A 20,290-nucleotide genomic window follows, 5' to 3' on the forward strand; every position below is an offset into this window, starting at 1 on the left:
GGGCCGTCCTCGCCGTCGCGGTCGAGGTGGTCGGCGCGGACGAGCCCCGCTTTCAGCGCCACGCGCGCCGGTCGTCCAACCGGGTGGGCCTCAGCCCGCAGAAGCCGAACCCGCGCCAGTGGGCGAGCCACCGCTCCGGCAGCGCGACGGCTTCCTCCGGGGTGCGCAGGGCGTCGGACGGGTTGTGCTCGCACGCCCGCGGGTCGCGGTGGACCGCGTGCACGGCCGCCGCGTCACCGGGCACCGGCGGGCGCAGCACGAGCCGCGCCGTGCCCAACTCCCCGGCGGCCGGGCGGGTCACGGCAGGTCGGGGCGCGACGCCGCGAGCCTCAACCACTTCACCAGCAGCACGACGACCGCCACCACGGCGACGACCAGCCCGATGCCCGGCCCGGGCCCCGGCGCGTGGCCGGTCGTGGTCTGCGTCGTCCAGATCGACAGCACGCCCGCCACCGACGCGGCGAACGACGCCAGCGCGGACACCCAGGCCAGCGCCCAGCGCCGCAGGGCCAGCGTCAGCGCGGGCAGCAGCACGCCCGCCACCAGCGCCGCGTAGCCGAACACCTTGGGCAGCGCGGGCGCGTCGTCGAACAGCACGCGCAGCCCCGGCTCGCCGCCCACCCAGGGCAGCACCAGGGACACCAGCACCGCCAGCACGGCGACGGCGATCGTCAGGGCACCCGAGCCGGGGTCGACGCGCCTGGCCGCCGAGCGGCCCACGTCGTCGATCTCCTCGCGCAGCCGGGACAGGTCGTCCGGTTCGGCGTTCACGCGACCGAGCACCCGCCCACGGCAGCGGGCAGCGGGGCCGGCGTGCCGAACGACGGCAGGCCCAGCGTGACGCCCGGCGTCTTCGGCCTCAGGCCCGCCTCGGACCGGTCGCCCGCCTTCGTGCGGCGGTGCGACAGCAGGGGGCCGTCCGCGATCAGGTTGTGCGGCGCGCCGTAGGTCACGACGGTCTCCACCACGTCGCCGGGGCGCACGTGCGCGTCGCCGGGCGTGAAGTGCACCAGGCGGCCGTCGCGGGCACGCCCGGTCATCCGCTTGGTCTCGGTGTCCTTGCGGCCCTCGCCGGAGGCGACCAGCAGCTCGACGCGCCGGCCGACCTGCTTGCGGTTCTCCTCGTGCGCGATCTCGTTGACCAGGGTCACCAGCCGGTCGTACCGCTCCTGCACGACCTGCTTGGGCAGCTGGTCGGGCAGCTCGGCGGCGGGCGTGCCGGGGCGCTTGGAGTACTGGAAGGTGAACGCGGAGGAGAACCGGGCCTCGCGGACGACGTCCAGGGTCGCCCGGAAGTCCTCCTCGGTCTCACCGGGGAAGCCGACGATGATGTCGGTGGTGATGGCCGCGTCCGGCATGGCCGCGCGCACCTCGTCCAGGATGGACAGGTACTTCGCCGTCCGGTACGAGCGGCGCATCTCCTTGAGCACGCGGTCCGAGCCCGACTGGAGCGGCATGTGCAGCTGGTGGCACACGGCGGGCGTCTCGGCCATCGCGGCGATCACGTCGGAGGTGAAGTCCTTCGGGTGCGGCGAGGTGAACCGGACCCGCTCCAGGCCCTCGACGCCGCCGGTGGCGCGCAGCAGCTTGCCGAACGCGAACCGGTCGCCGAACTCGACGCCGTAGGAGTTCACGTTCTGCCCGAGCAGGGTGACCTCCAGCACGCCCTCGTCGACCAGCGCCCGCACCTCGGCCAGCACCTCGCCGGGGCGGCGGTCCTTCTCCTTGCCGCGCAGCGACGGGACGATGCAGAAGGTGCACGTGTTGTTGCAGCCGACCGACACCGACACCCAGCCCGAGTAGGCCGAGTCGCGGCGGGCGGGCAGCGTCGAGGGGAAGGTCTCCAGGGAGTCGAGGATCTCGACCTGGGCCTCCCGGTTGTGGCGGGCGCGCTCCAGCAGCACCGGCAGCGAGCCGATGTTGTGCGTGCCGAAGACCACGTCCACCCACGGGGCGCGCTTGACGATCTCGCCCTGGTCCTTCTGGGCGAGGCAGCCGCCGACGGCGATCTGCATGTCCGGGTTGGCGGTCTTCGCGGGCGCGAGGTGGCCGAGGGTGCCGTAGAGCTTGTTGTCGGCGTTCTCGCGGACGGCGCAGGTGTTGAAGACGACGACGTCGGGCGCGGTGTCGCCCTCGGCAGGCGTGTAGCCCGCGTCCTCCAGCATGCCTGCGAGGCGTTCGGAGTCGTGCACGTTCATCTGGCAGCCGAACGTGCGGATCTGGTAACTGCGGGTCACTGCACCTAGTCCTTCCGTCGGGTCCAGGGTAGAGCCTGGACGTGCGACGATGCGCAGGTGTCGGGAACGCTGCTGCGCTTGCACGCCGTGGGGGCCGCCTTGGCCCTCGCCGCCCTGTCGTCGACCGCGTGCGGCGACGACTTCGACCAGGTCAAGCTCACCGTGGCGGCGGGCAGCCCGGTCGGTGTCTACGCCAAGTTGAGCACGGCCCTGGCCGACGCGTGGACCCGGGACCCCGGCATACCGCGCCCGCAGGTGACCGAGACGTCCGGGTCGGTGGACAACCTCCAGCGGCTGCGCGGCAACCAGGCGCAGGTCGGCTTCTCGGCGGCCGACGCGGCGGCGGACGCGGCGGCCGGCACCGGCGGCGGGCACAAGCTGTACGCGCTGGCCCGGATGCACGACGACTACCTCCAGCTGGTCGTGCGGGCCGACGTCCCGGCGACGAAGCTGTCCGAGCTCAGGGGCATGAGGGTGAGCCTCGGCGCGCCGGACTCGGGCGTGCGGCTCATCGCCGAGCGCCTGCTGACGTCGGCCGGCATGTCGGTCGGCGACCTCCAGCCCAGCTACCACGACCTCCAGGCCAGCACCGACCGGATGCGCGAGGGGGCGCTGGACGCGTTCTTCTGGTCCGGCGGCGTGCCCACCGACGCGGTCACCGACCTGGCCACCACGGTGAAGCTGCGCATGCTCGACCTCGGCGACGTGCTGCCCGCCCTGCGCCGCACCTACCAGGTGTACGGCTCGGCGACGCTGCCCGCGTCGGCCTACCAGCTCGGCGGCGGCCCGGTCGTCACGCTCGTCGTCCGCAACTTCCTGCTGGTCAACGACACGATGCCGGACGACGTGGCGGAAGCCCTGGTCAGGGGTCTGTTCGCGGCCCAACCGGCGCTGGTCGCGGCCAGCCCGGTGGCCAGGTCGATAGAGGTCCGCTCGGCGATCGAGACCACACCGGTCGAACTGCACCCCGGCGCGATGCGGTACTACCGCGACGTGAAGGTCTGACCACCACCCCGGCCACCCCGGTCACACGGCACCGGTCACACGGCGGGGAACTCCACCTCGACCCGCAGCCCCTCCCCGGGCGGTGACAGCAGCCGGACCGTGCCCCCCACCCGTTCCACGATCTGCCGCACCAGCGCGAGCCCCAGGCCCGAGCCCTGCACGTTCTGGTGCGCGGGGCTGCGCCAGAACCGGTCCGTGGCCCGTTCCAGCTCGTCGGGGGCCAGGCCGGGGCCCTCGTCCCGCACGGCGATGCGCACCACGCCGTCGCGCCGCCGCACGTCCACGTGGACGAGGGTGCCCTCGGAGGTGAACTTCAGGGCGTTGTCCAGCAGCGCGTCCAGCACCGTCTCCACCCCGCGCGGCGGGACCAGCGCGGTGCCGCCGGGCTCCCCGTCGAGCACGAGGTGCACCTCGCGGGCCGCCGCCGCGGGCTGCCACGCGGACAGCCGCCCCGCCACGGCCCGGTCCACGTCCACCGGCACGGGGTCCACCGACGGCGCGCCCGCGCGGGCCATCGACAGCAGCTCGTCCAGGATGCGGTTGAGCCGGTTGGCCTCGTCCAGCGCCGCCACCTGGTGCTGGACCCCCTCGCCGACCACGTGACCCTCCAGGTTGGACAGTCGCAGCTTCAGCGCGGTCAGCGGGTTGCGCAGCTGGTGCGAGGCGTCGGCCACGAACGCCCGCTGCGCGGCCAGCACGTCGCCCACGTTGGCCGCCATCTGGTCGAACGAGCGCGACAGCCGGCGCAGCTCCGGCGGGCCGTCCGACGCGCCCACCGGCGGCGCGGGTTGCCCGGACACCACCGCCGCGAGCAGCGCGCCCGTCGCGTCGTCGAGCCGCTTCACCGGCCGCAGCGTCCAGCGCACCAGCGGCAGCGCCGCGAACACCGCCGCGACCAGCACCAACATGCCCGCGACCAGGATCACCGTCCACCACACCAGCACCTCGAACCGGGTCTTCGAGGTGGGCGAGAACGTCACCACCGCGCCCTGGACCTCGCCGGCCTCCAGCACCGGTTCGGCCAGCACCAGCTCGGAGGCGTCCCACGGCACGATCAGCCCCGGCGCGGCCGGCTGCCGGCCCGCGAGGGCCCCGCTGACCAGGTCGGCCACCTCCTCGGAGGAGACGTCGACCGCCCCGGACGTGGCCACCACCTGCCCGTCCCGGCCGAGCAGGGCCACCCGGACGCCGTACAGCTCGTGGTAGCGGCGCAGCTCGCTCTCCAGCACCCACGGCTGGTCGTCGATGAACGGCCGCTGCGCCAGGGAGGCGAACCTCGTGGTGTCGGTGAGCCGGTCCAGGAACATCTCCTGCTGCTCGGTCTGCGCCACGCCCCGCCCCAGCGGCACGCCCATGCCGACCAGCACGATGACGATCAGCGTCACCACGATCCCCAGCAGTCGCGACCGCACTCAGCCCCCGCCCAACCGGTACCCGACCCCGCGCACCGTCTCCAGCAGCGACGGGCGCCCCAGCTTCGTGCGCAGCGTCGCCACGTGCACGTCCAGCGTCCGGTTGGCGCCGGCCCACGTGCGCCCCCACACCTCCGCGAGGATGCGCTCGCGGGTGCACACCGCGCCACCGGCCGCCACCACCAGGGCCAGCACCTGGAACTCCTTGCGCGACAACGCCACGGGTTCACCCCCCACGGTGACCTCGTGCCGGGCCAGGTCGACCCGCACGTCGGACGCCTCGAACACCTCGGTGCCGGTCCCGCCGGCCCCGACCGGGTCGCCGCGCCGCCGCCGCACGGCGTGCACGCGGGCCACCAGTTCGCCCACGTCGTAGGGCTTGACCAGGTAGTCGTCCGCGCCGGCGTGCAGGCCGAGGATGCGGTCGTCGATCTCGCCGCGGGCCGACACGACGATGATCGCCACGTCGCTGGCGGCCCGGATGTGCCGGCACAGCGTGACACCGTCCACATCGGGCAGGCCCAGGTCCAGCAGCACGACGTCGACCCCGGCCAGCCGATCGAGCGTCCCCCGACCGGTTGCTTGGCGGTCTACGCTGAAGCCGCGCCGGGTCAGCGCCGGTACCAGCGCTTCTGCCACGCGGTCGTCGTCCTCGACCAACAGCACGCGCACCGTGGGGCCTCCCGATAAGTGTCGCCACCCTGTGACAGAGTTGAGACCCTAAGTCTTGCTCAATCGCCTGGACTGGTGTGGGGATTCACACCTAGGTTTCCGCCATCGCTCAGGAACCCCCTACTGGAGGACTGATGACCGCCGCCACTCCTGCTCCGCCCATGATCCGGATGGCGGGCGTGGACAAGTTCTTCGGCCCCTTGCACGTCCTCAAGGACGTGACGCTGGAGGTGCCGAAAGGCCAGGTAGTCGTCGTGCTCGGTCCTTCCGGGTCGGGCAAGTCCACGCTCTGCCGCACGATCAACCGCCTGGAGCCCGTCAACTCCGGCGTCATCGAGCTGGACGGTCAGCCGCTGCCCGCGGAGGGCAAGGACCTCGCCCGGCTGCGCGCCGACGTCGGAATGGTTTTCCAGTCTTTTAACCTGTTCGCCCACAAGAGCATCGTCGACAACGTGATGCTCGCGCCCGTCAAGGTCCGCAAGACCCCCGCGGCCCAGGCCCGCAAGACGGCCATGGAGCTGCTGGAGCGGGTGGGCATCGCGAACCAGGCCGAGAAGTACCCGGCCCAGCTGTCGGGTGGGCAGCAGCAGCGCGTGGCGATCGCGCGCGCCCTGGCGATGCGCCCGAAGGTGATGCTGTTCGACGAGCCGACCTCCGCACTCGACCCCGAGATGGTGCAGGAGGTGCTGGACGTGATGACCACGCTGGCCAAGGAGGGCATGACCATGCTCGTGGTGACCCACGAGATGGGCTTCGCCCGCAAGGCCGCGGACCGCGTGATCTTCATGGCCGACGGCGAGGTCGTCGAGGACTCGACGCCGGAGGCGTTCTTCTCCGCGCCGAAGTCCAACCGCGCGAAGGACTTCCTTGGCAAGATCCTGACCCACTGAAGTCCCCCGACCGCGGCGCTGAGCCTGGCGCCGCTCTATCCCGAAAGAGCAGGAGACAGACGATGAGGGTTCGCACCCTTGCGGTGGTGCTGCTGGCCGGCGGCCTCGCCCTGACCGCGTGCGGCAAGGAGGGTGGCCCCGGCGACGGCGGCGCGGCCCCCACGCAGCAGGCCGCGGCCGACGTGAAGGTGGACGGCTCCGCGACGTTCGAGAAGATGAAGAACCGCGGCAAGGTCGTCATCGGCGTCAAGGAGGACCAGCCGGGTCTGGGCTACAAGGACCCGACCAGCGGCAAGTTCACCGGCTTCGACGTGGAGATCGCGAAGCTGGTCGCCGCGAAGCTGGGCTTCTCGGACGACAAGATCGAGTACAAGGCCATCGCGTCCGCCGGTCGCGAGCAGGCGCTGATCAACGGTGACGTGGACTACTACGTCGGCACCTACACGATCAACGCCAAGCGCAAGGAGCAGATCGCCTTCGCCGGCCCGTACTTCACCGCCGGCCAGGACCTGCTGGTCGCGAAGAGCGACGACTCGATCACCGGCCCGGAGACCCTCAAGGGCAAGAAGGTCTGCTCGGTGACCGGCTCCACGCCGATCCAGAAGGTCAAGAACGAGGGCCTGACGGAGCCGGAGAACATCGTCGAGCTCCAGAACTACTCGCAGTGCGTCACGCAGCTCCAGCAGGGCGCCGTCGACGCCGTCACCACGGACGACGCGATCCTCAAGGGCTACGCGTCCCAGGAGCCCGAGAAGATGAAGGTCGTCGGCAAGCCGTTCTCGAACGAGCCGTACGGCATCGGGCTGCCCAAGGACGACAAGCCGCTGCGCGACAAGGTCAACGACATCCTGGACGAGGCCATCAAGGGCGGTGACTGGCAGAAGGTCTACGACGTGACCCTCGGCAAGTCGGGTTCCACGGCCCAGAAGCCGGTCCTGGACCGCTACTGATCACCCGGGGCGGCCGGTCGTCGGGCCGGCCGCCCCGCCACCAACCTCCCGAGGAAGCCTGCCCAGAGGAAGCCCATGGACGTCCTGCTCGACAACCTCGACCTGTACGGGCCCGGGTTCCTCAACACCGTTGAGCTGTTCCTGATCTCCGCGGTCGGGTCTCTGGTGTTGGGAACGATCCTGGCGATGCTGCGCGTCGCCCCCGTGCCGGTCTTCAGGTTCGCCGGCGCCGCGTACGTGACGATCGTGCGCAACACCCCGCTCACGCTGGTGTTCTTCTTCTTCGTGTTCGCGTTCCCCCTGCTAGAGATCGTCGACGCGGGGACGTTCGGCGGCTCCGCCGCCAGCTACTACTGGGCCGCGGCGCTGGCCGCGCTGATCCTCTACACGTCCGCGTTCGTGTGCGAGGTCATCCGCTCGGGCATCAACACCGTCCCGGTCGGCCAAGCCGAGGCGTCCCGCGCGCTGGGCCTCACGTTCGGTCAGATGCTCGGCTCCGTCGTGCTCCCGCAGGCGACCCGCGCGGTCGTGCCGCCGATGATGAGCACCCTGATCGCGCTGCTCAAGAACACCACCATCGCGGCGGGGTTCTCCGTGTTCCAGGCCGGTTCGATCAGCCTGAACCTGGCCGACCGCGGTGAGAACCAGCTGATCGGCCTGCTCTGGGTCGCGCTGTTCTTCGTGGTGCTCGTCATCCCCATGACCCTGCTGCAGCGCAGCCTCGAGAAGCGGTGGAGCGTCGCCCGATGAGCTCGGTCCTGTTCGACGTCCCGGGCCCGCGCGCCCGGACGCGCCACCGCCTGTACGCGGTCGTCGGCATCGCCGCCCTGGTCGCGATCGTCGGCTTCGTGGTCTACCGCTTCGCCGAGAGCGGCCAGTTCGACGGCTCGAAGTGGGACTGGATCCAGTACGAGAAGGTCCAGCTCGACCTGCTCAGCGCCCTGGGCAACACGCTCAAGGCGTTCGCGGCCGGCGCGGTGCTCGCCCTCGTCTTCGGCGCGATCTTCGCCGCCGGGCAGCTGTCGGACCACGCGGTCTTCCGCGTGCCGTCCATGGCGGTGGTCGAGTTCTTCCGCGCGGTCCCGCTCGTCGTGCTGATCTTCGTGTTCCACTACGGCGTGTCGCTGGGCGCGCCGTTCTACTCGGTGGTGCTGGGCCTGACCCTCTACAACGGGTCGGTGCTCGCCGAGGTCTTCCGCGCCGGCGTGCTGTCGCTGCCCCGCGGCCAGAGCGAGGCCGCCTACGCCCTGGGCATGCGCAAGACCCAGGTGATGAACCTGGTGCTGCTGCCGCAGGCGGTCCGGGCCATGCTGCCCGCGATCATCAGCCAGCTCGTCGTGCTGCTCAAGGACACCGCGCTCGGCTTCCTCATCACCTACGAGGAGCTGCTGTACTACGCCCGCTACCTGGGCTCGATCTTCGAGTTCGGCCGCCCGCTGGTGCCGGTCACGATCGTGGTGGCCACCCTCTACATCGTGATGTGCCTGCTGCTGACGTGGCTGGCGAACACGCTGGAGAAGCGGAACCGGCGCAGCAAGAAGGTCATCGAGACCGAGCTGCCGCAGAAGGCCGAGGACGTGGTGGCCGCAGCCGTCTGACCTGCGCGAACAGGTTTGGCACGGGTTGTCGGAGGGGCGTGGCGCCGGTCGGTGCCACGCCCCTCCGGCGTCCGGTCAGCGGTGCCGCAGGATCGCGCCCACGCCCTCGAACAGCGACGCCCGGTCGGTGACCAGCACCTGCGCGCCGGTCGCGGCGGCGGCGTTGGGCAGCACCTCGTCCGCGCGGTGCTCCTCGACGCGCTCGACGCCCAGGCCGCTCAGCTCGGACTTGCGCAGCGCGACCAGCGCCGGGTCGTCGCCCGTCCACAGCGTGCGGTCGCCCAGCGCCGGGTCCGCGACCAGCAGCGCGGCCACGTTCGCCTCGCGCAGCGCCTCGACCACGGGCTCCAGCCCCTGCACGGCCAAGCCGCCGTCGCGGCCCGACTCGGTGGCGAACCGCTCGACCAGCTCGTTGTCCCGGTTGAACTGGTGCTCGGCGACGAGCGCCCGCACGGCGCTGTCGAACGCCTCGTCGTCCGACCCGTCGGCCAGGCTCGCGCCCTCGACCTCGACCAGCACCTCGCGGCACCGCGTGGTCAGCTCGTCGCGCACCGCGGCCCGCGCCTGCGTCTCGCCGCCCAGGACGAGCAGCCCGGCGCCCAGCTCGCCGACCAGCTTGTCCACGGCCTCGGCGACCAGGGCGGCGTTGCGCTTGGCGTTCTCCTCGACCGAGTGCTGCATGCGCAGGTGCGACCAGCCGCCGCCGCGCACCTTGTGCACGGGGTGCTCCTCGCCGCGCACCTCCTCGGCCGCCACCTCGCCCTGCCGGCCGACCTGCCCGTCGTAGCCGTGCACGTCCGCGCCCTTGCGGTCGGCGAGCACGACGACGTGCGGCACGCTCGTGCCCAGCGACGCGGCCAGCGGCAGCACGTGCGGCAGGTCGGACCACCGCGCGGTGGTCGTGGCCGGTGGCCGCGGCATCACCCGATCGAGAAGCACGGCGCCGTGCGCGGCGATCAGCGCCCGGCCCGCCTTGCCCACGACCGGCGTGAGCGCGACGGCCTCCAGCGCGTCCAGCGTCGCCTCGTCCGCACCCTGCCGGGCCAGGTCGTCACGCACCCCGCGCCAGCGCAGCTCGACGGCCTTGGCAGCGTCCTCGGTGTCGTGCGAGGCGTCCAGGTAGACCGACGCGAACGGACCGCGTTCCCTGACCAGCTCTCCCAACGAAGACATGTCCATTGGCGGGGTTTACCCGCTGCCGCGCCGCGTAACCTCGGGGCATGGCGGACGAACCGGGAGCACTCACGAAGGTGCAGCAGAACATCGTCGGCAACCTCCTGCGGGTGGGGATCAACGGGTTCGGGCCGTTCAAGAGCGCGACCGAGATGGCCCAGGACGCCCTGGAGAAGGCCGAGACCCCCGCGGACGCGGTGAAGCACCTGATCAGGACGCACGTGACGGCCGCGGGCGTGCAGGGGTTCGCGACCAACGTCGGCGGCCTCCTCACGCTGCCGATCGCGCTGCCCACGAACGTGGCGGCGGCGACCCTCGTGCAGGCGCACCTCATCGCCTCGATCGCCGCCGTGCACGGGCACGACCTGGAGAGCGACGAGGTGCAGACCGCGATCATGGTCTGCATGCTCGGCAACGCGGGCACGGACGTGCTGAAGAAGGCGGGCATCCGGGCGGGCTCGAAGCTCACCATGGCGTTGATCAAGAAGATCCCCGAGCAGCTCATCAAGGAGATCAACAAGCGGATCGGCTTTACCCTGCTGGCCAAGTACGGCAGCACGAGGGCGACCGTGACGCTGGCCAAGGGCGTCCCCCTGGTGGGTGGTGTCATCGGCGGCACCTTCGACGCCGTGACGACCCGAGCGGTCGGCACCTTCGCCGCCCGCTTCTTCGCGGGGGAGGACGACGGGCCGCCGCGCGTCGTGGACGGGACCGTGATCGACGGCGAGGTCGTGGACGTCACCACCGACTGACCGGGCGTCACCCGGACGGGGTCGGCGGGGGTGCCGGCGGTCGCACCGGCCGCCCGCCGGCCGGTCCGAAGTGGACGCTCACCCGCCCCCGCCGGGTAACGGGTTGGCACGGCGGGCGATTCGCGCTAACGTCATCCGCATGTTCTTCCAGATCTACCTCTGAGGACTTCTTCCTCCAGCGCCGCACCGGCCGAGCGCCGTGCCGCGCCTTCTCCTGGTGGCCCCAGCGGCTCTCTTCGCCGACCCGTCTGAACCGGGTCGCGCCCCCTTGCACGCCTCGACCCATCGAGGAGGCGGACGCATGCCCACCATGCGCAACGAACCACAGCACGACGACGGTCAGCCGATGAACCGCGCCACCCGGCGCGGCGCCCGCTCGTCCGGTGCGGCACAGCCGCGCTACGGCGGCGGCCGACTCGTCGTCTCCCCGCGCCAGTACGCGATGCGACGTCGCTGACCAGCGACGACGTCACACCTCAGGAGGTAGTCCGATGGAGAACCACGAGCACGGCGACGGTGAGCAGGAGCAGGAGCAGGAACAGGGGCCGACCGTCGTCCCCAACCGCCGCGAGCGCCGGGGCCACGCCCAGAAGGCCGGCGGCGTGCAGGCGTCGCAGGGCAGGCCGTTGCAGAGCGGCTTCGCCGGCCGCCGGGTCTTCCGCCGCAAGGCCGGTGGCTGACCCGGGCCCCGACGCCGGTCCGGGCCCCGGACGCCGATCCGGCCGTTGACGCCGGACGCCGGTCCGGGTCGCCGACGCCCGACCACGACCCGCCGGACGCGCACCCCGCGCCCGGCGGGTCGTGCGCGTCCACGGTGGACGATCACGTCACCGCGCCGCCGCTCCGCTGCTCCGGCCGGGTGACGCCCGGGGCGTCCCGGCCCACCGGCGCCCGATCGCCGCACGCGGTGTGCCGGGCGCGGTAGCCCGACTGCACCAAGTGTGGGTTCCTTCGGGCGCGTGACCTGTCGGTCACCCGTCCGGGCAACTAGCGTGAGCCGGGTAGCAACCGGATCTGCCGTGGATCGGGAGGCGCCCCATGAGGATCGCTGACGTGTTGCGCAACAAGGGTTCGGACGTGGCCACGGTCGGGACGGGTGCGTCGGTGGCGGAGCTCCTCGCCGCGCTCGCGGAGCACAACGTGGGCGCGATGGTCGTGACCGGGCCCGAGGGCATCGCCGGGATCGTGTCGGAACGGGACGTCGTGCGCGGGCTGCACGACCGGGGCGGCGAGCTGCTGGGCGCCGCGGTGTCGGAGATCATGACGAGCGAGGTGCTCACCTGCGCCCCGAGCGACCCGGTGGACAGCCTCACGGTGCTGATGACCGAGCGGCGCGTCCGGCACGTGCCGGTGCTCGACGGCGGCCGGCTGGTCGGCATCGTGAGCATCGGCGACGTGGTGAAGAGCCGCATCGACCAGTTGCAGACCGACCACGACCAGCTCGCGGCCTACATCGCCCAGGGCTGAGCGGGGACCTGCCGGGGTGGGACCGGTCAGTCCTGGGACCGGTGGTAGTGCCTGCTCACCCGGGCCCGGTTGCCGCAGGACGGCTTGCACCACTCCTGGCGCGGGTGGGCCCTGACGAAGTAGCGGACGCAGCGGGGCGCGGGGCAGGCGCGCAGGGCGCGGGCCTCGTCGCCCGCCAGGAACTCCGCGACGGCGGTGGCGAGCGCCGCCGCCAGCCGGTCGCCCGGCTCGGCGTCGTCCACGTGGCGCAGCACCGGCCGTTCGCCCCACTCCAGCCGCACGGTCCGCGGCACGCGCGCCGCCGTCTCGTTGACCAGCGCCAACGCCTGCTCGAACGGCATGAGGCGGGGCGTGTCCAGGCGTTCGGGGGCGTCCGCGGCACGGGCGCAGAGCGACCGCGCGGCCCAGCGCAGCTCCACCACCCGCAGGCGCAGCGCCTCGTCCGGCTCGACGCCCGCCCACGCGGCGAAGCCCTCGGGCGTGGCCAGGTCGTCGACGAGCCCGCCGTGCCCGTCGTGCCGGACCGTGCTCACGAACTCCAGCGCCAGTGCCACGCCGGCGAGTCTAGTGATAGGTTCCTAATGGCTTTAATCGTGTAAGGCATTAGGGGGACTTCCGATGACGATCCAGGCGGACGCGCTCGACGCCCACCGCGGGCTGGCCGAGCGCATCGCGGACCTGACCGACGAGCAGGTCGCGGCCCCGTCGGCGCTGCCCGGCTGGACCCGGGGGCACGTGCTGGCGCACCTGGCCAACGTGACGGTCGCCCTCGCCGGCCAGGCCGAGCACGAGGGCGAGCGGGTCGAGGTCTACCCCGGCGGGCGGCCCGCGCGGGACGCCGCGATCGAGGCGGGCGCCGGTCGTCCGGCGGCGGAGCACCGGGCGGCCCTCGCGGACGCCGCCGCCCGGCTGGAGGCGGCGTGGGCGGGGGTCCGCGACTGGGACAGCCCGGTCTTCTACCGCGACGGCACGCTGACCGGCACGGCGTACGCGCTGTGGCGCGAGGTGGAGATCCACACCCGCGACCTCGACCTGGGTCCCGTGGCGTGGTCGCCCGGGTTCCACGAGCACGTCGTCGACTTCCTCGCCGTGCGGGTGCCCGACGGCACCAGGCTCGTGCTCGCCGCCGCCGACGGTCGCGAGTGGACGATCGGCGACGGCCGGGAGGTCCGGCTCACCGGTGCCGCGGACGACCTCGTCGCGTGGCTGGCCGGCCGCGAACCGGTGGGCGTCGTCACCGGCGAGCGGCCCGCGCTCAACCCCTGGCGGTAGGCAGCTCCAACCCGAAGTCCTCGCGCAGCGCGGCGTCCAGCTCGTCGGGCGTCAGCTCGCGCTTGACGACCGAGCCGTCCGGCCGCGCCTCGGTGAGCGTGCGGTCGGAGAGGGCGTGGCGGGCGCGCTCGTCGGTCCGCTGCACCACCAGCCTGCCGAGGAACGCGGACTTCGGGTGCGTCGCGAGGTAGTGGCTGAGGACCTCGTAGTCGGCGGGCGTGCGCGGGTCCTCGGTGAAGTCGTACAGGGCCACCCACTCGCCGCCCTGCGCCGAGTTCAGCGTCCAGACGCCGTCGCGGTGGTCGAGCCGGAACTCCCAGTCGCCCTGCCGCTCGACCACGCCGGGCACCAGCGGCACGGGGGTGAGCAGCCCGCCGCCGCCGAACCCGACGTCGACCAGCCACCGGTCGTCCACGCGCAGGACGGCGTGCGTGCGCGGGATGTCGCCCGAGCGGCCCAGCAGCACGCGCGCCGCCATGCCGGTCACCCGGTGGCCGAGCCGGTCGAGCACGGCGGCGAACAGCAGGTTCTGCTCGAAGCACCAGCCGCCGCGCCGCCGCCGGACCAGCTTGTCCTGCAACGACGGCACGTCCAGGCGGATGGGCACGCCGTCGCGCACGTCGGCGTTCTCGAAGCTGATCGCGGCCAGGTGGGCGCGGTGCAGCCGGTGCACTGTGGGGTCCGGGTCGTGGGGGAGGCCGATGCGGCCGAAGTACGCGTCGAGGTCGATGAGGTCGCCGTTCCACACGGCTCCAGCATGTCACCAGCGGGTCACGGAGGGGAGTCGCGGGACGATCTCCACCTTCGTCCCCGAAGGCACGCCGCCGGCTCTCGCCCTGCTCGCGGTCGCGGGGGTGTTGACAACGGCGTGCCCGGTGGACGACCCTCCCGGACCGCGCGGAACGTGCTGCCGCGCGGTCCCCGGCCGGATAGGTTCGGGGGATGCTGCACGAGATCGCCGAGGCCACGCGCGGCTTCCTGGACACCCTGGACGAGGTGCGCCGCGCCGAGGCGGTGCGCCCCGCCACCGACGACGACCTGCGCAGGCGGTGGGCGTACACGCCGGGCGCGCGGCCGGGTGTGGTCTGCGGCGCGCTCGACCGCGACCAGCGCAAGGCCGTGCACCGGCTGCTGTCGTGCGTGCTCAGCCCGCACGCCTACGCCCAGGCCGCGGCGGTCATGGCGCTGGAGGACGTGCTCGACGACCGCGAGGGCGGCCACCGCGACCGCCACCAGGGCGACTACTGGACCGTGCTGCTCGGCGAGCCCGGCGACGAGCCCTACGGCTGGCGGGTCGAGGGCCACCACCTCTCGGTGAGCGTGGTGGTCGCCGAGGGCCGCGTGTCGGCCACCCCGTTCTTCCTGGGCGCGAACCCCGCCCGCACCACCTACCGGGGGCGCACGGTGCTCCAGCCGCTGCGGCTGGAGGAGGAGCTGGCGCGCGAGCTGCTCGACCGGATGGGCCCCACGGCGCGCGGCCTCGCCGTGGTCGCGGACCGGCCGCCGCCGGACGTGCGGACCGGCAACGCGCCCCGCGTCGGCGACGTGGAACCCGCCGGGGTGACCGCCGCGCAGCTGGACCGGTCCTCGCGCGGCCTGCTCGTGGGGCTGGTCCGCTACTACCTCGACCGGCTGCACGGCGACCTCGCCGACGAGGAGTTCGAGGCGCTCGACCTCGACCGGCTGCACTTCGCGTGGGAGGGCTCGGCCAGGCGCGGCGAGGGCCACTACTACCGCGTCCAGGGGCCGGAGCTGCTCATCGAGTACGACAACACCGCCAACGACGCCAACCACGCGCACTCGGTGTGGCGGCGGCGGTCCGGGGACTTCGGCGAGGACCTGCTGGCCGCGCACCGCGCCTCGGTGAGGCACTCGTGACGCCGGAGGAGGCCGTCGCGGAGCAGGAGCGGCTGCGCCCGCTGGTCGTGACGCGGACCGACCCGGACCTGGTGGTGCGGCACGTCGCCGGGCTGGACGTGTCCTACGCCGACGACGACCGGCTGGCCGCCGCCGTCGTGGTGCTCGACGCCGACTCGCTGGCGACCGTCGACACGGCGGTGGTGCGCGGCAAGGCGGACTTCCCGTACGTGCCGGGCCTGTTCGCGTTCCGCGAGCTGCCGTCGCTGCTGGGGGCGCTGGAGAAGCTCTCGGTGCGGCCGGACCTGCTGGTGTGCGACGGGCAGGGCCTGGCCCACCCGCGCCGGTTCGGGCTGGCCTGCCACCTGGGTGTGCTGACCGACCTGCCGAGCGTCGGGGTCGCCAAGACGCCGATGGGCCCGTTCGACCCGCCGGGGGAGGAGCGCGGCGCGGCCCGCGACCTGGTGGACGACGGCGAGGTCGTGGGCCGCGCGCTGCGCACCCGGGCGGGCGTGAAGCCGGTGTTCGTGTCGGTGGGGCACCGGATCGACCTCGACCGGGCGTGCGCCGAGGTGCTGCGGCTGTGCCTGCACCGGCTGCCGGAGACCACCCGCCGGGCGGACTCGCTGGGCCGCGCTCACCTCAGGTAGGCCAGCTCCGGGTGCCGGGCGGCGTAGGTGTCGAGCAGGCTGCGGGCGGTGGCGACCGAGTCGACCAGCGGGTGCAGGGCGAACGCCTTGAGCGCGGCGGCGCGGGTGCCCTCCGCGACCAGCCGGTCCACCGCCTTGACCGACGTGACGAGCCCGGCCGCGTGGTCGGGCAGCGGGCTCACCGGCAGCGGGCGCGGGCCGGCCGCGTCCACCTCGCACGGCACCTCGACGATCGCCTCCGGGTCCAGTGTGGACAGCGTGTGGCCGTTGGGCACGTCGAGGATCAGCGTGGCCTTCTCGTCGTCGTGGATGGCCCGCATGAGCGCCGCGGCGACGTGCTCGTACCCGCCGCCCTCCAGGCTGTCGCGCTCGCCCTCGCGGTCGTGCGCCATGTAGGTCGCCTCGCGCTCCAGCCGCGTGGTCTCCCAGTCGACCTCGCCGTCGTAGAAGCGCTTCTGCTGCGCCAGCAGGAACGCCCCGCGGTCGTCGCCCAGCGACTCCCGCGTCGAGTAGTAGTAGTGCAGGTACTCGTTGGGGACCACGCCGAGCGCGCGCAGCCACTCGCCGCCGAACAGCCTGCCCTCCTCGAAGCCCGCCAGCGCCGCGTCGTCGGCCAGCAGGGTCGGCAGCAGGTTGTCCGAGCCGCCCTCGCGCACGCCCTGGAGCCAGCCGAGGTGGTTGAGGCCCGCGTAGTCGAACACCGGGTCGTCCAGGCGCAGCGCCCGCGCGACCCGGCGGCACAGCCCCACCGGCGAGTCGCAGATGCCGATGACCCGCCCGCCGAGGTGCCTGGCCATGACCTCGGTGACCAGACCCGCCGGGTTGGTGAAGTTGATCACCCACGCGTCCGGGGCGAGCTCGGCGACCCGGCGGGCGATCCGGTCGGCCACCGGCGCGGTGCGCAGGCCGTAGGCGACGCCGCCCGCGCCGACGGTTTCCTGGCCGAGCACGCCGTGCGCGCGGGCCACCTCCTCGTCGATCGCGCGACCCGCCAGGCCGCCCACCCGGATCGCGGAGAACACGAAGTCCGCGCCGCGCAGCGCCTCGTCCAGGTCGGTGGTCGCGGTCACCGGCGGGCCGCCGCGCAGCACGTCGCGGACGGCGCGCAGCCGGTGGGCGTCCACGTCGTGCAGGACCAGGTCGGTGACGCGCTCGTCGAGCGCCTTGTGCACCAGCGGCACGCGGAAGCCGCCGCCGCCCAGGATCACGAGCCTCATGCGCCCCATCCTGCCCCGGCGGGCGGTCCGGGCGCCGGTTCAGCGGGGCGGCCCGGCCGGGCGGGTCAGCGCGTCGATCCCGTCCAGCAGCGACCGCTTGAGCGCCTCCGGCGCGAAACTGGCCCGCACCCCGGTGCGGGCCAGGTCGGCCAGCTCGTCCCGGCCCAGGCCGAACCGCTCGTGCACCAGCAGGTACTCGGCGTTCAGGTCGGTGTGGAACATCGCCGGGTCGTCGGTGTTCAGGCACACCGGCACCCCCGCGTCGAGCAGCCGGGGCAGCGGGTGGTCGGCGAGGTCGGGCACCGCGCCCGTGCGCAGGTTGGACGTGGGGCTGATCTCCAGCGTGACGCCCTCGTCGGCCAGCCGGCGCAGCAGCTCGGGGTCCCGGGCGGCGCCGACGCCGTGGCCGATCCGCTCGGCGCGCAGGTCGTCGAGGGCTTCGCGGACCTGGTCGGGGCCGGTCGTCTCGCCCGCGTGCGGCACGCAGTGCAGGCCCGCGTCCCGGGCCAGCGCGAACGCCTCGCGGAACGCCCGGCGCGGCGCGTCCGCCTCGAAGCCGCCCAGGCCGAAGCCGACCGTGCCCGGCGGCCGGTGCCCGGTCGCGTACCGCGCGCTGGTCAGGCCGAAGTCGAGGTCCCACACGCCGGGCACGTCGAACACCCAGGCCAGCTCGACGCCGTGCTCCGCCCGCGCCCGCTCCCGGCTCGTGGTCAGCGCCTCGTCCAGCTCGTCCGCGGCGATGCCCGCGCGCAGGTGGCTGGTCGCGCTGACCGTCACCTCGGCGTACCGGACGTTGCGCCGGGCGTGCTCCTCCGCCAGGCCGAGCACCAGCGCCTGGACGTCCTCACCGGTCGTGACCAGGTCGTTCACCGTGCCGTAGACCTTGATGAAGTGGCCGAAGTCGGTGAACTCGTAGAAGCGGCGCAGCTCGGCCCGGTCGGTCGGCACGCCGTGCTCCGGGTGCCGGCGGGCGAGGGTGAGGACGGTATCGGGGGAGGCTGACCCGACGAGGTGGACGTGGAGCTCCACCTTGGGCAGCGCGGCGATGAAGTCACGCATGGCGCGGGCGAGTCTGCACATGTCCCCGCCGCTGGTCAAGGGGCCGTTCGTCGGGTCTTCACGTTCTATCCACTGTGGACTGTGGACGCCCTTGACAGGGGTGTGCGGCGAGGGGAGGGTCTGCCCGAAACCTGTCCTGGACATGATGGGGGTTCGGTCGTGAAGGCTGTACGGAGAGCCGCCGTCGTCGCGGCTCTGGTGACGCTGCCGCTGGGGCTCGTGCCCGCGGTGGCCGGCGCCGCGGCGGAGGGCCCGGTGTTCGTCGGCGGCGAGGCGCAGCCCGTCTTCGACCCGAAGGACGTGGTGCGCGAGAGCGTGTGGGTGCGCGCCCCGGTCGACAGCGACCGCGACGGTCGCGACGACGAGGTCTACACCGAGGTGGTGCGCCAAGGGGCGACCAACCGGGGGCTCGACGTCCCGGTCGTGTTCTTCAACAGCCCGTACTTCTCCGGCGGCAACGACGTGGCCAACCACGACGTGGACGTCGAGCTGCACGTGCCCGACCGGAAGGGCGGCCACGACAAGCGCGACGGGTCCCTGCTCAAGGCGCAGGCCGACGAGCGGATCGCGGCGGCAGTCGGCCCCAACGCCGGGCCCATCACGTCCGGTCGCTACGAGGCGTACTTCATCGCCCGCGGCTTCGCGGTGGTCTACGCCGAGTCGCTCGGCACCGGCAAGTCGACCGGCTGCCCCACCTCCGGCGGGCACAACGAGACCGTCGGCTCCAAGTCCGTGATCGACTGGCTGAACGGCCGCACCACCGCCCGCGACGCGGCGGGCGCGGACGTGAAGGCCACGTGGACCACCGGCAAGGTCGGCATGATGGGCGTGTCGTACAACGGCACCCTGCCCAACGCCGTCGCCGCCACCGGCGTGGAGGGGCTGGAGGCGATCGTGCCGATCGCGGCCATCTCCAGCTGGTACGACTACTACCGCGCGGACGGCGCGGTCGTCGCGCCCGGCACGTTCCAGGGCGAGGACCTCGACGTGCTCGCCGAGTACGTCTACACCCGCGCCGACCGGGAGGTCTGCAAGCCGGTCATCGCCGAGGTCGCCGCCCGGCAGGACCGCGTGACCGGCGACTACAGCGAGTTCTGGGACGAGCGGAACTACGTCAAGGACGCCGACGAGGTGCGTGCCGCGGTGCTCGCCGTGCACGGCCTGAGCGACTGGAACGTCAAGGTCAAGCACGTCTCGCAGTGGTACGAGGCGCTCAAGCGCAACGGCGTGGAGCACAAGATCTGGCTGCACCAGTCCGGGCACACCGACCCCGACACGCTGCGGTCCGCCGAGTGGCGGCGCACGATCAACCGCTGGTTCTCGCACTACCTCCACGGCGTCGACAACGGCATCGAGAAGGAGCCGAGGGCGACGATCCAGCGCGAGGACAAGGTGACGTGGACCGACGAGGCCGAGTGGCCCGCGCCGGGCACGTCCAAGGCCCGCCTCCACCCGTGGGCCGGCGGTGCGGCGAAGGGCGCGCTGCGGGCGCAGCAGGTCCCCGGCCGTCCCGTGGTCGAGTCCCTGCGCGACGACGCCTCCGTGCTCGCGGAGGACCTGGTCGACGCGCCCGCCTCGGTCAACCGCCTGTCGTACGCTACCCGGCCCGCCTCGGAGGCCCTGCGGTTCTCCGGCACGGCCCGCGTCGACCTGGCGATCTCGTTCGACCGGCCGGCGGCCAACGTGACCGCGCTGCTGGTCGACCGCGCGCCGGACGGCACGTCGCACGTCATCACGCGGGGCTGGACCGACCCGCAGAACCGCACGTCGCCGTCGAGGACCAAGGCGATCGAGCCCGGCAGGCAGTACCGGGTCGAGGTCGAGCTGGAGCCGAACGACTACGTCGTGCCGGCCGGGCACAGCGTCGAGTTCGTGCTGATCTCCTCGGACTACGACTACACGCTGCGCCCGGCGCCGGGCGCGGGCCTGTCGATCGACCTGACCTCGACGACCGTGGAACTCCCCGTGGTCGGCGGGACGCAGGCGTTGCGCCGTTCGGTTGGTTAGGAAGTAATTCACGAAGCGAACACTTGGTAAGTCTTCCACTTCGGCGGCCGGTCTGATCGGATCACCGCACCA

The 20,290-nt window shown here is 73.0% G+C and carries 23 protein-coding genes; 13 read left to right on the plus strand and 10 right to left on the minus strand.

Annotation, left to right across the window (positions count from 1 at the left end; all coding sequences use genetic code 11):
- Positions 1 to 52: 52 nt before the first annotated feature.
- From ACR807_RS22885 to miaB, 3 genes are read right to left on the minus strand one after another with little or no spacing between them, the layout of a single operon-like run.
- Entirely contained in the window at positions 53 to 301 is a 249-nt protein-coding gene (locus ACR807_RS22885; protein WP_438923430.1) for a GNAT family N-acetyltransferase, read from the minus strand.
- Positions 298 to 783, minus strand: coding sequence for an Rv2732c family membrane protein (locus ACR807_RS22890; RefSeq protein ID WP_438923431.1), 486 nt, complete (start codon positions 781 to 783; stop codon positions 298 to 300). The genes ACR807_RS22885 and ACR807_RS22890 overlap by 4 nt, the downstream gene beginning before the upstream one ends.
- The gene (gene miaB / locus ACR807_RS22895; protein ID WP_438923432.1) at positions 768 to 2,237 is read right to left on the minus strand and encodes a tRNA (N6-isopentenyl adenosine(37)-C2)-methylthiotransferase MiaB; all 1,470 of its coding nucleotides are present in this window, start codon (positions 2,235 to 2,237) and stop codon (positions 768 to 770) included. The genes ACR807_RS22890 and miaB overlap by 16 nt, the downstream gene beginning before the upstream one ends.
- 57 nt (positions 2,238 to 2,294) lie before the next feature.
- On the opposite strand from miaB, the gene ACR807_RS22900 reads away from it, so the two are divergent.
- Entirely contained in the window at positions 2,295 to 3,242 is a 948-nt protein-coding gene (locus tag ACR807_RS22900) for a TAXI family TRAP transporter solute-binding subunit (RefSeq protein WP_438923433.1), read from the plus strand.
- A gap of 35 nt (positions 3,243 to 3,277) precedes the next feature.
- On the opposite strand, the gene ACR807_RS22905 is transcribed toward ACR807_RS22900, so the two are convergent.
- Complete coding sequence (locus ACR807_RS22905) at positions 3,278 to 4,654, minus strand: sensor histidine kinase (protein ID WP_438923434.1); 1,377 nt, start codon at positions 4,652 to 4,654, stop codon at positions 3,278 to 3,280.
- A complete protein-coding gene (locus ACR807_RS22910; protein ID WP_438923435.1) occupies positions 4,655 to 5,326 on the minus strand; it encodes a response regulator transcription factor in 672 nt (223 codons plus the stop codon).
- A gap of 161 nt (positions 5,327 to 5,487) precedes the next feature.
- Here ACR807_RS22910 and ACR807_RS22915 point away from each other — a divergent pair, with 161 nt between their 5' ends.
- The 4 genes from ACR807_RS22915 (at position 5,488) to ACR807_RS22930 (ending at position 8,764) form a co-directional block, all read left to right on the plus strand.
- Entirely contained in the window at positions 5,488 to 6,216 is a 729-nt protein-coding gene (locus ACR807_RS22915; RefSeq protein WP_438923473.1) for an amino acid ABC transporter ATP-binding protein, read from the plus strand.
- A gap of 62 nt (positions 6,217 to 6,278) precedes the next feature.
- Positions 6,279 to 7,166 (plus strand): glutamate ABC transporter substrate-binding protein, encoded by an 888-nt coding sequence (locus ACR807_RS22920; RefSeq protein WP_438923436.1) that lies wholly within the window; start codon positions 6,279 to 6,281, stop codon positions 7,164 to 7,166.
- Positions 7,167 to 7,241: 75 nt separating this feature from the next.
- Positions 7,242 to 7,916 (plus strand): amino acid ABC transporter permease, encoded by a 675-nt coding sequence (locus tag ACR807_RS22925; protein ID WP_438923437.1) that lies wholly within the window; start codon positions 7,242 to 7,244, stop codon positions 7,914 to 7,916.
- Positions 7,913 to 8,764, plus strand: coding sequence for an amino acid ABC transporter permease (locus tag ACR807_RS22930; protein WP_438923438.1), 852 nt, complete (start codon positions 7,913 to 7,915; stop codon positions 8,762 to 8,764). Before ACR807_RS22925 ends, ACR807_RS22930 begins: the two co-directional genes overlap by 4 nt.
- A gap of 75 nt (positions 8,765 to 8,839) precedes the next feature.
- Here ACR807_RS22930 and ACR807_RS22935 read toward each other — a convergent pair whose 3' ends face one another.
- The gene (locus tag ACR807_RS22935) at positions 8,840 to 9,937 is read right to left on the minus strand and encodes an Rv2629 family ribosome hibernation factor (protein ID WP_438923439.1); all 1,098 of its coding nucleotides are present in this window, start codon (positions 9,935 to 9,937) and stop codon (positions 8,840 to 8,842) included.
- A 47-nt stretch (positions 9,938 to 9,984) separates the two neighbouring features.
- Here ACR807_RS22935 and ACR807_RS22940 point away from each other — a divergent pair, with 47 nt between their 5' ends.
- From ACR807_RS22940 to ACR807_RS22955, 4 genes are all read left to right on the plus strand, one after another.
- A complete protein-coding gene (locus ACR807_RS22940; protein WP_438923440.1) occupies positions 9,985 to 10,689 on the plus strand; it encodes an EcsC family protein in 705 nt (234 codons plus the stop codon).
- Between the two features lie 301 nt (positions 10,690 to 10,990).
- Positions 10,991 to 11,146, plus strand: coding sequence for a hypothetical protein (locus tag ACR807_RS22945; protein WP_438923441.1), 156 nt, complete (start codon positions 10,991 to 10,993; stop codon positions 11,144 to 11,146).
- A 34-nt stretch (positions 11,147 to 11,180) separates the two neighbouring features.
- Entirely contained in the window at positions 11,181 to 11,369 is a 189-nt protein-coding gene (locus tag ACR807_RS22950; RefSeq protein WP_438923442.1) for a hypothetical protein, read from the plus strand.
- 358 nt (positions 11,370 to 11,727) lie between these two features.
- Positions 11,728 to 12,156, plus strand: coding sequence for a CBS domain-containing protein (locus ACR807_RS22955; protein WP_438923443.1), 429 nt, complete (start codon positions 11,728 to 11,730; stop codon positions 12,154 to 12,156).
- 26 nt (positions 12,157 to 12,182) lie between these two features.
- Here the strand turns inward: ACR807_RS22955 and ACR807_RS22960 are convergent, their stop codons facing one another.
- Positions 12,183 to 12,710: a CGNR zinc finger domain-containing protein gene (locus tag ACR807_RS22960; protein WP_438923444.1), complete on the minus strand. Its 528-nt coding sequence runs from the start codon at positions 12,708 to 12,710 to the stop codon at positions 12,183 to 12,185.
- Between the two features lie 64 nt (positions 12,711 to 12,774).
- Here ACR807_RS22960 and ACR807_RS22965 point away from each other — a divergent pair, with 64 nt between their 5' ends.
- The gene (locus ACR807_RS22965) at positions 12,775 to 13,428 is read left to right on the plus strand and encodes a maleylpyruvate isomerase family mycothiol-dependent enzyme (RefSeq protein WP_438923445.1); all 654 of its coding nucleotides are present in this window, start codon (positions 12,775 to 12,777) and stop codon (positions 13,426 to 13,428) included.
- Here ACR807_RS22965 and ACR807_RS22970 read toward each other — a convergent pair.
- Positions 13,412 to 14,176, minus strand: coding sequence for an arylamine N-acetyltransferase family protein (locus ACR807_RS22970; RefSeq protein ID WP_438923446.1), 765 nt, complete (start codon positions 14,174 to 14,176; stop codon positions 13,412 to 13,414). The two genes, ACR807_RS22965 and ACR807_RS22970, sit on opposite strands and share 17 nt — an antisense overlap.
- 194 nt (positions 14,177 to 14,370) lie before the next feature.
- Between ACR807_RS22970 and ACR807_RS22975 the strand changes: the two genes are divergently transcribed.
- Positions 14,371 to 15,306, plus strand: a complete 936-nt coding sequence (locus tag ACR807_RS22975) for a DUF3500 domain-containing protein (RefSeq protein WP_438923447.1) — start codon at positions 14,371 to 14,373, stop codon at positions 15,304 to 15,306.
- Positions 15,303 to 15,935, plus strand: coding sequence for an endonuclease V (locus tag ACR807_RS22980; RefSeq protein ID WP_438923448.1), 633 nt, complete (start codon positions 15,303 to 15,305; stop codon positions 15,933 to 15,935). The genes ACR807_RS22975 and ACR807_RS22980 overlap by 4 nt, the downstream gene beginning before the upstream one ends.
- On the opposite strand, the gene ACR807_RS22985 is transcribed toward ACR807_RS22980, so the two are convergent.
- Positions 15,923 to 17,152, minus strand: coding sequence for a family 4 glycosyl hydrolase (locus ACR807_RS22985; protein WP_438923449.1), 1,230 nt, complete (start codon positions 17,150 to 17,152; stop codon positions 15,923 to 15,925). The two genes, ACR807_RS22980 and ACR807_RS22985, sit on opposite strands and share 13 nt — an antisense overlap.
- Positions 17,153 to 17,191: 39 nt before the next feature.
- Positions 17,192 to 18,211: an adenosine deaminase gene (gene add / locus ACR807_RS22990; RefSeq protein ID WP_438923450.1), complete on the minus strand. Its 1,020-nt coding sequence runs from the start codon at positions 18,209 to 18,211 to the stop codon at positions 17,192 to 17,194.
- 159 nt (positions 18,212 to 18,370) lie between these two features.
- Between add and ACR807_RS22995 the strand changes: the two genes are divergently transcribed.
- The gene (locus ACR807_RS22995; protein ID WP_438923451.1) at positions 18,371 to 20,218 is read left to right on the plus strand and encodes a Xaa-Pro dipeptidyl-peptidase; all 1,848 of its coding nucleotides are present in this window, start codon (positions 18,371 to 18,373) and stop codon (positions 20,216 to 20,218) included.
- Positions 20,219 to 20,290: the final 72 nt, after the last annotated feature.

This window comes from Saccharothrix sabaoui (assembly GCF_051756985.1).
In the GTDB taxonomy this organism is placed as follows: domain Bacteria; phylum Actinomycetota; class Actinomycetes; order Mycobacteriales; family Pseudonocardiaceae; genus Actinosynnema.

Coding starts and splice junctions, on each gene's coding strand:
- ACR807_RS22915 (WP_438923473.1), top strand. CDS start 5,488: ATGATCCGGATGGCGGGCGTGGACAAGTTCTTCGGCCCCTTGCACGTC.
- ACR807_RS22920 (WP_438923436.1), top strand. CDS start 6,279: ATGAGGGTTCGCACCCTTGCGGTGGTGCTGCTGGCCGGCGGCCTCGCC.
- ACR807_RS22925 (WP_438923437.1), top strand. CDS start 7,242: ATGGACGTCCTGCTCGACAACCTCGACCTGTACGGGCCCGGGTTCCTC.
- ACR807_RS22930 (WP_438923438.1), top strand. CDS start 7,913: ATGAGCTCGGTCCTGTTCGACGTCCCGGGCCCGCGCGCCCGGACGCGC.
- ACR807_RS22935 (WP_438923439.1), bottom strand. CDS start 9,937: ATGTCTTCGTTGGGAGAGCTGGTCAGGGAACGCGGTCCGTTCGCGTCG.
- ACR807_RS22940 (WP_438923440.1), top strand. CDS start 9,985: ATGGCGGACGAACCGGGAGCACTCACGAAGGTGCAGCAGAACATCGTC.
- ACR807_RS22945 (WP_438923441.1), top strand. CDS start 10,991: ATGCCCACCATGCGCAACGAACCACAGCACGACGACGGTCAGCCGATG.
- ACR807_RS22950 (WP_438923442.1), top strand. CDS start 11,181: ATGGAGAACCACGAGCACGGCGACGGTGAGCAGGAGCAGGAGCAGGAA.
- ACR807_RS22955 (WP_438923443.1), top strand. CDS start 11,728: ATGAGGATCGCTGACGTGTTGCGCAACAAGGGTTCGGACGTGGCCACG.
- ACR807_RS22965 (WP_438923445.1), top strand. CDS start 12,775: ATGACGATCCAGGCGGACGCGCTCGACGCCCACCGCGGGCTGGCCGAG.
- ACR807_RS22975 (WP_438923447.1), top strand. CDS start 14,371: ATGCTGCACGAGATCGCCGAGGCCACGCGCGGCTTCCTGGACACCCTG.
- ACR807_RS22985 (WP_438923449.1), bottom strand. CDS start 17,152: ATGAGGCTCGTGATCCTGGGCGGCGGCGGCTTCCGCGTGCCGCTGGTG.
- add (WP_438923450.1), bottom strand. CDS start 18,211: ATGCGTGACTTCATCGCCGCGCTGCCCAAGGTGGAGCTCCACGTCCAC.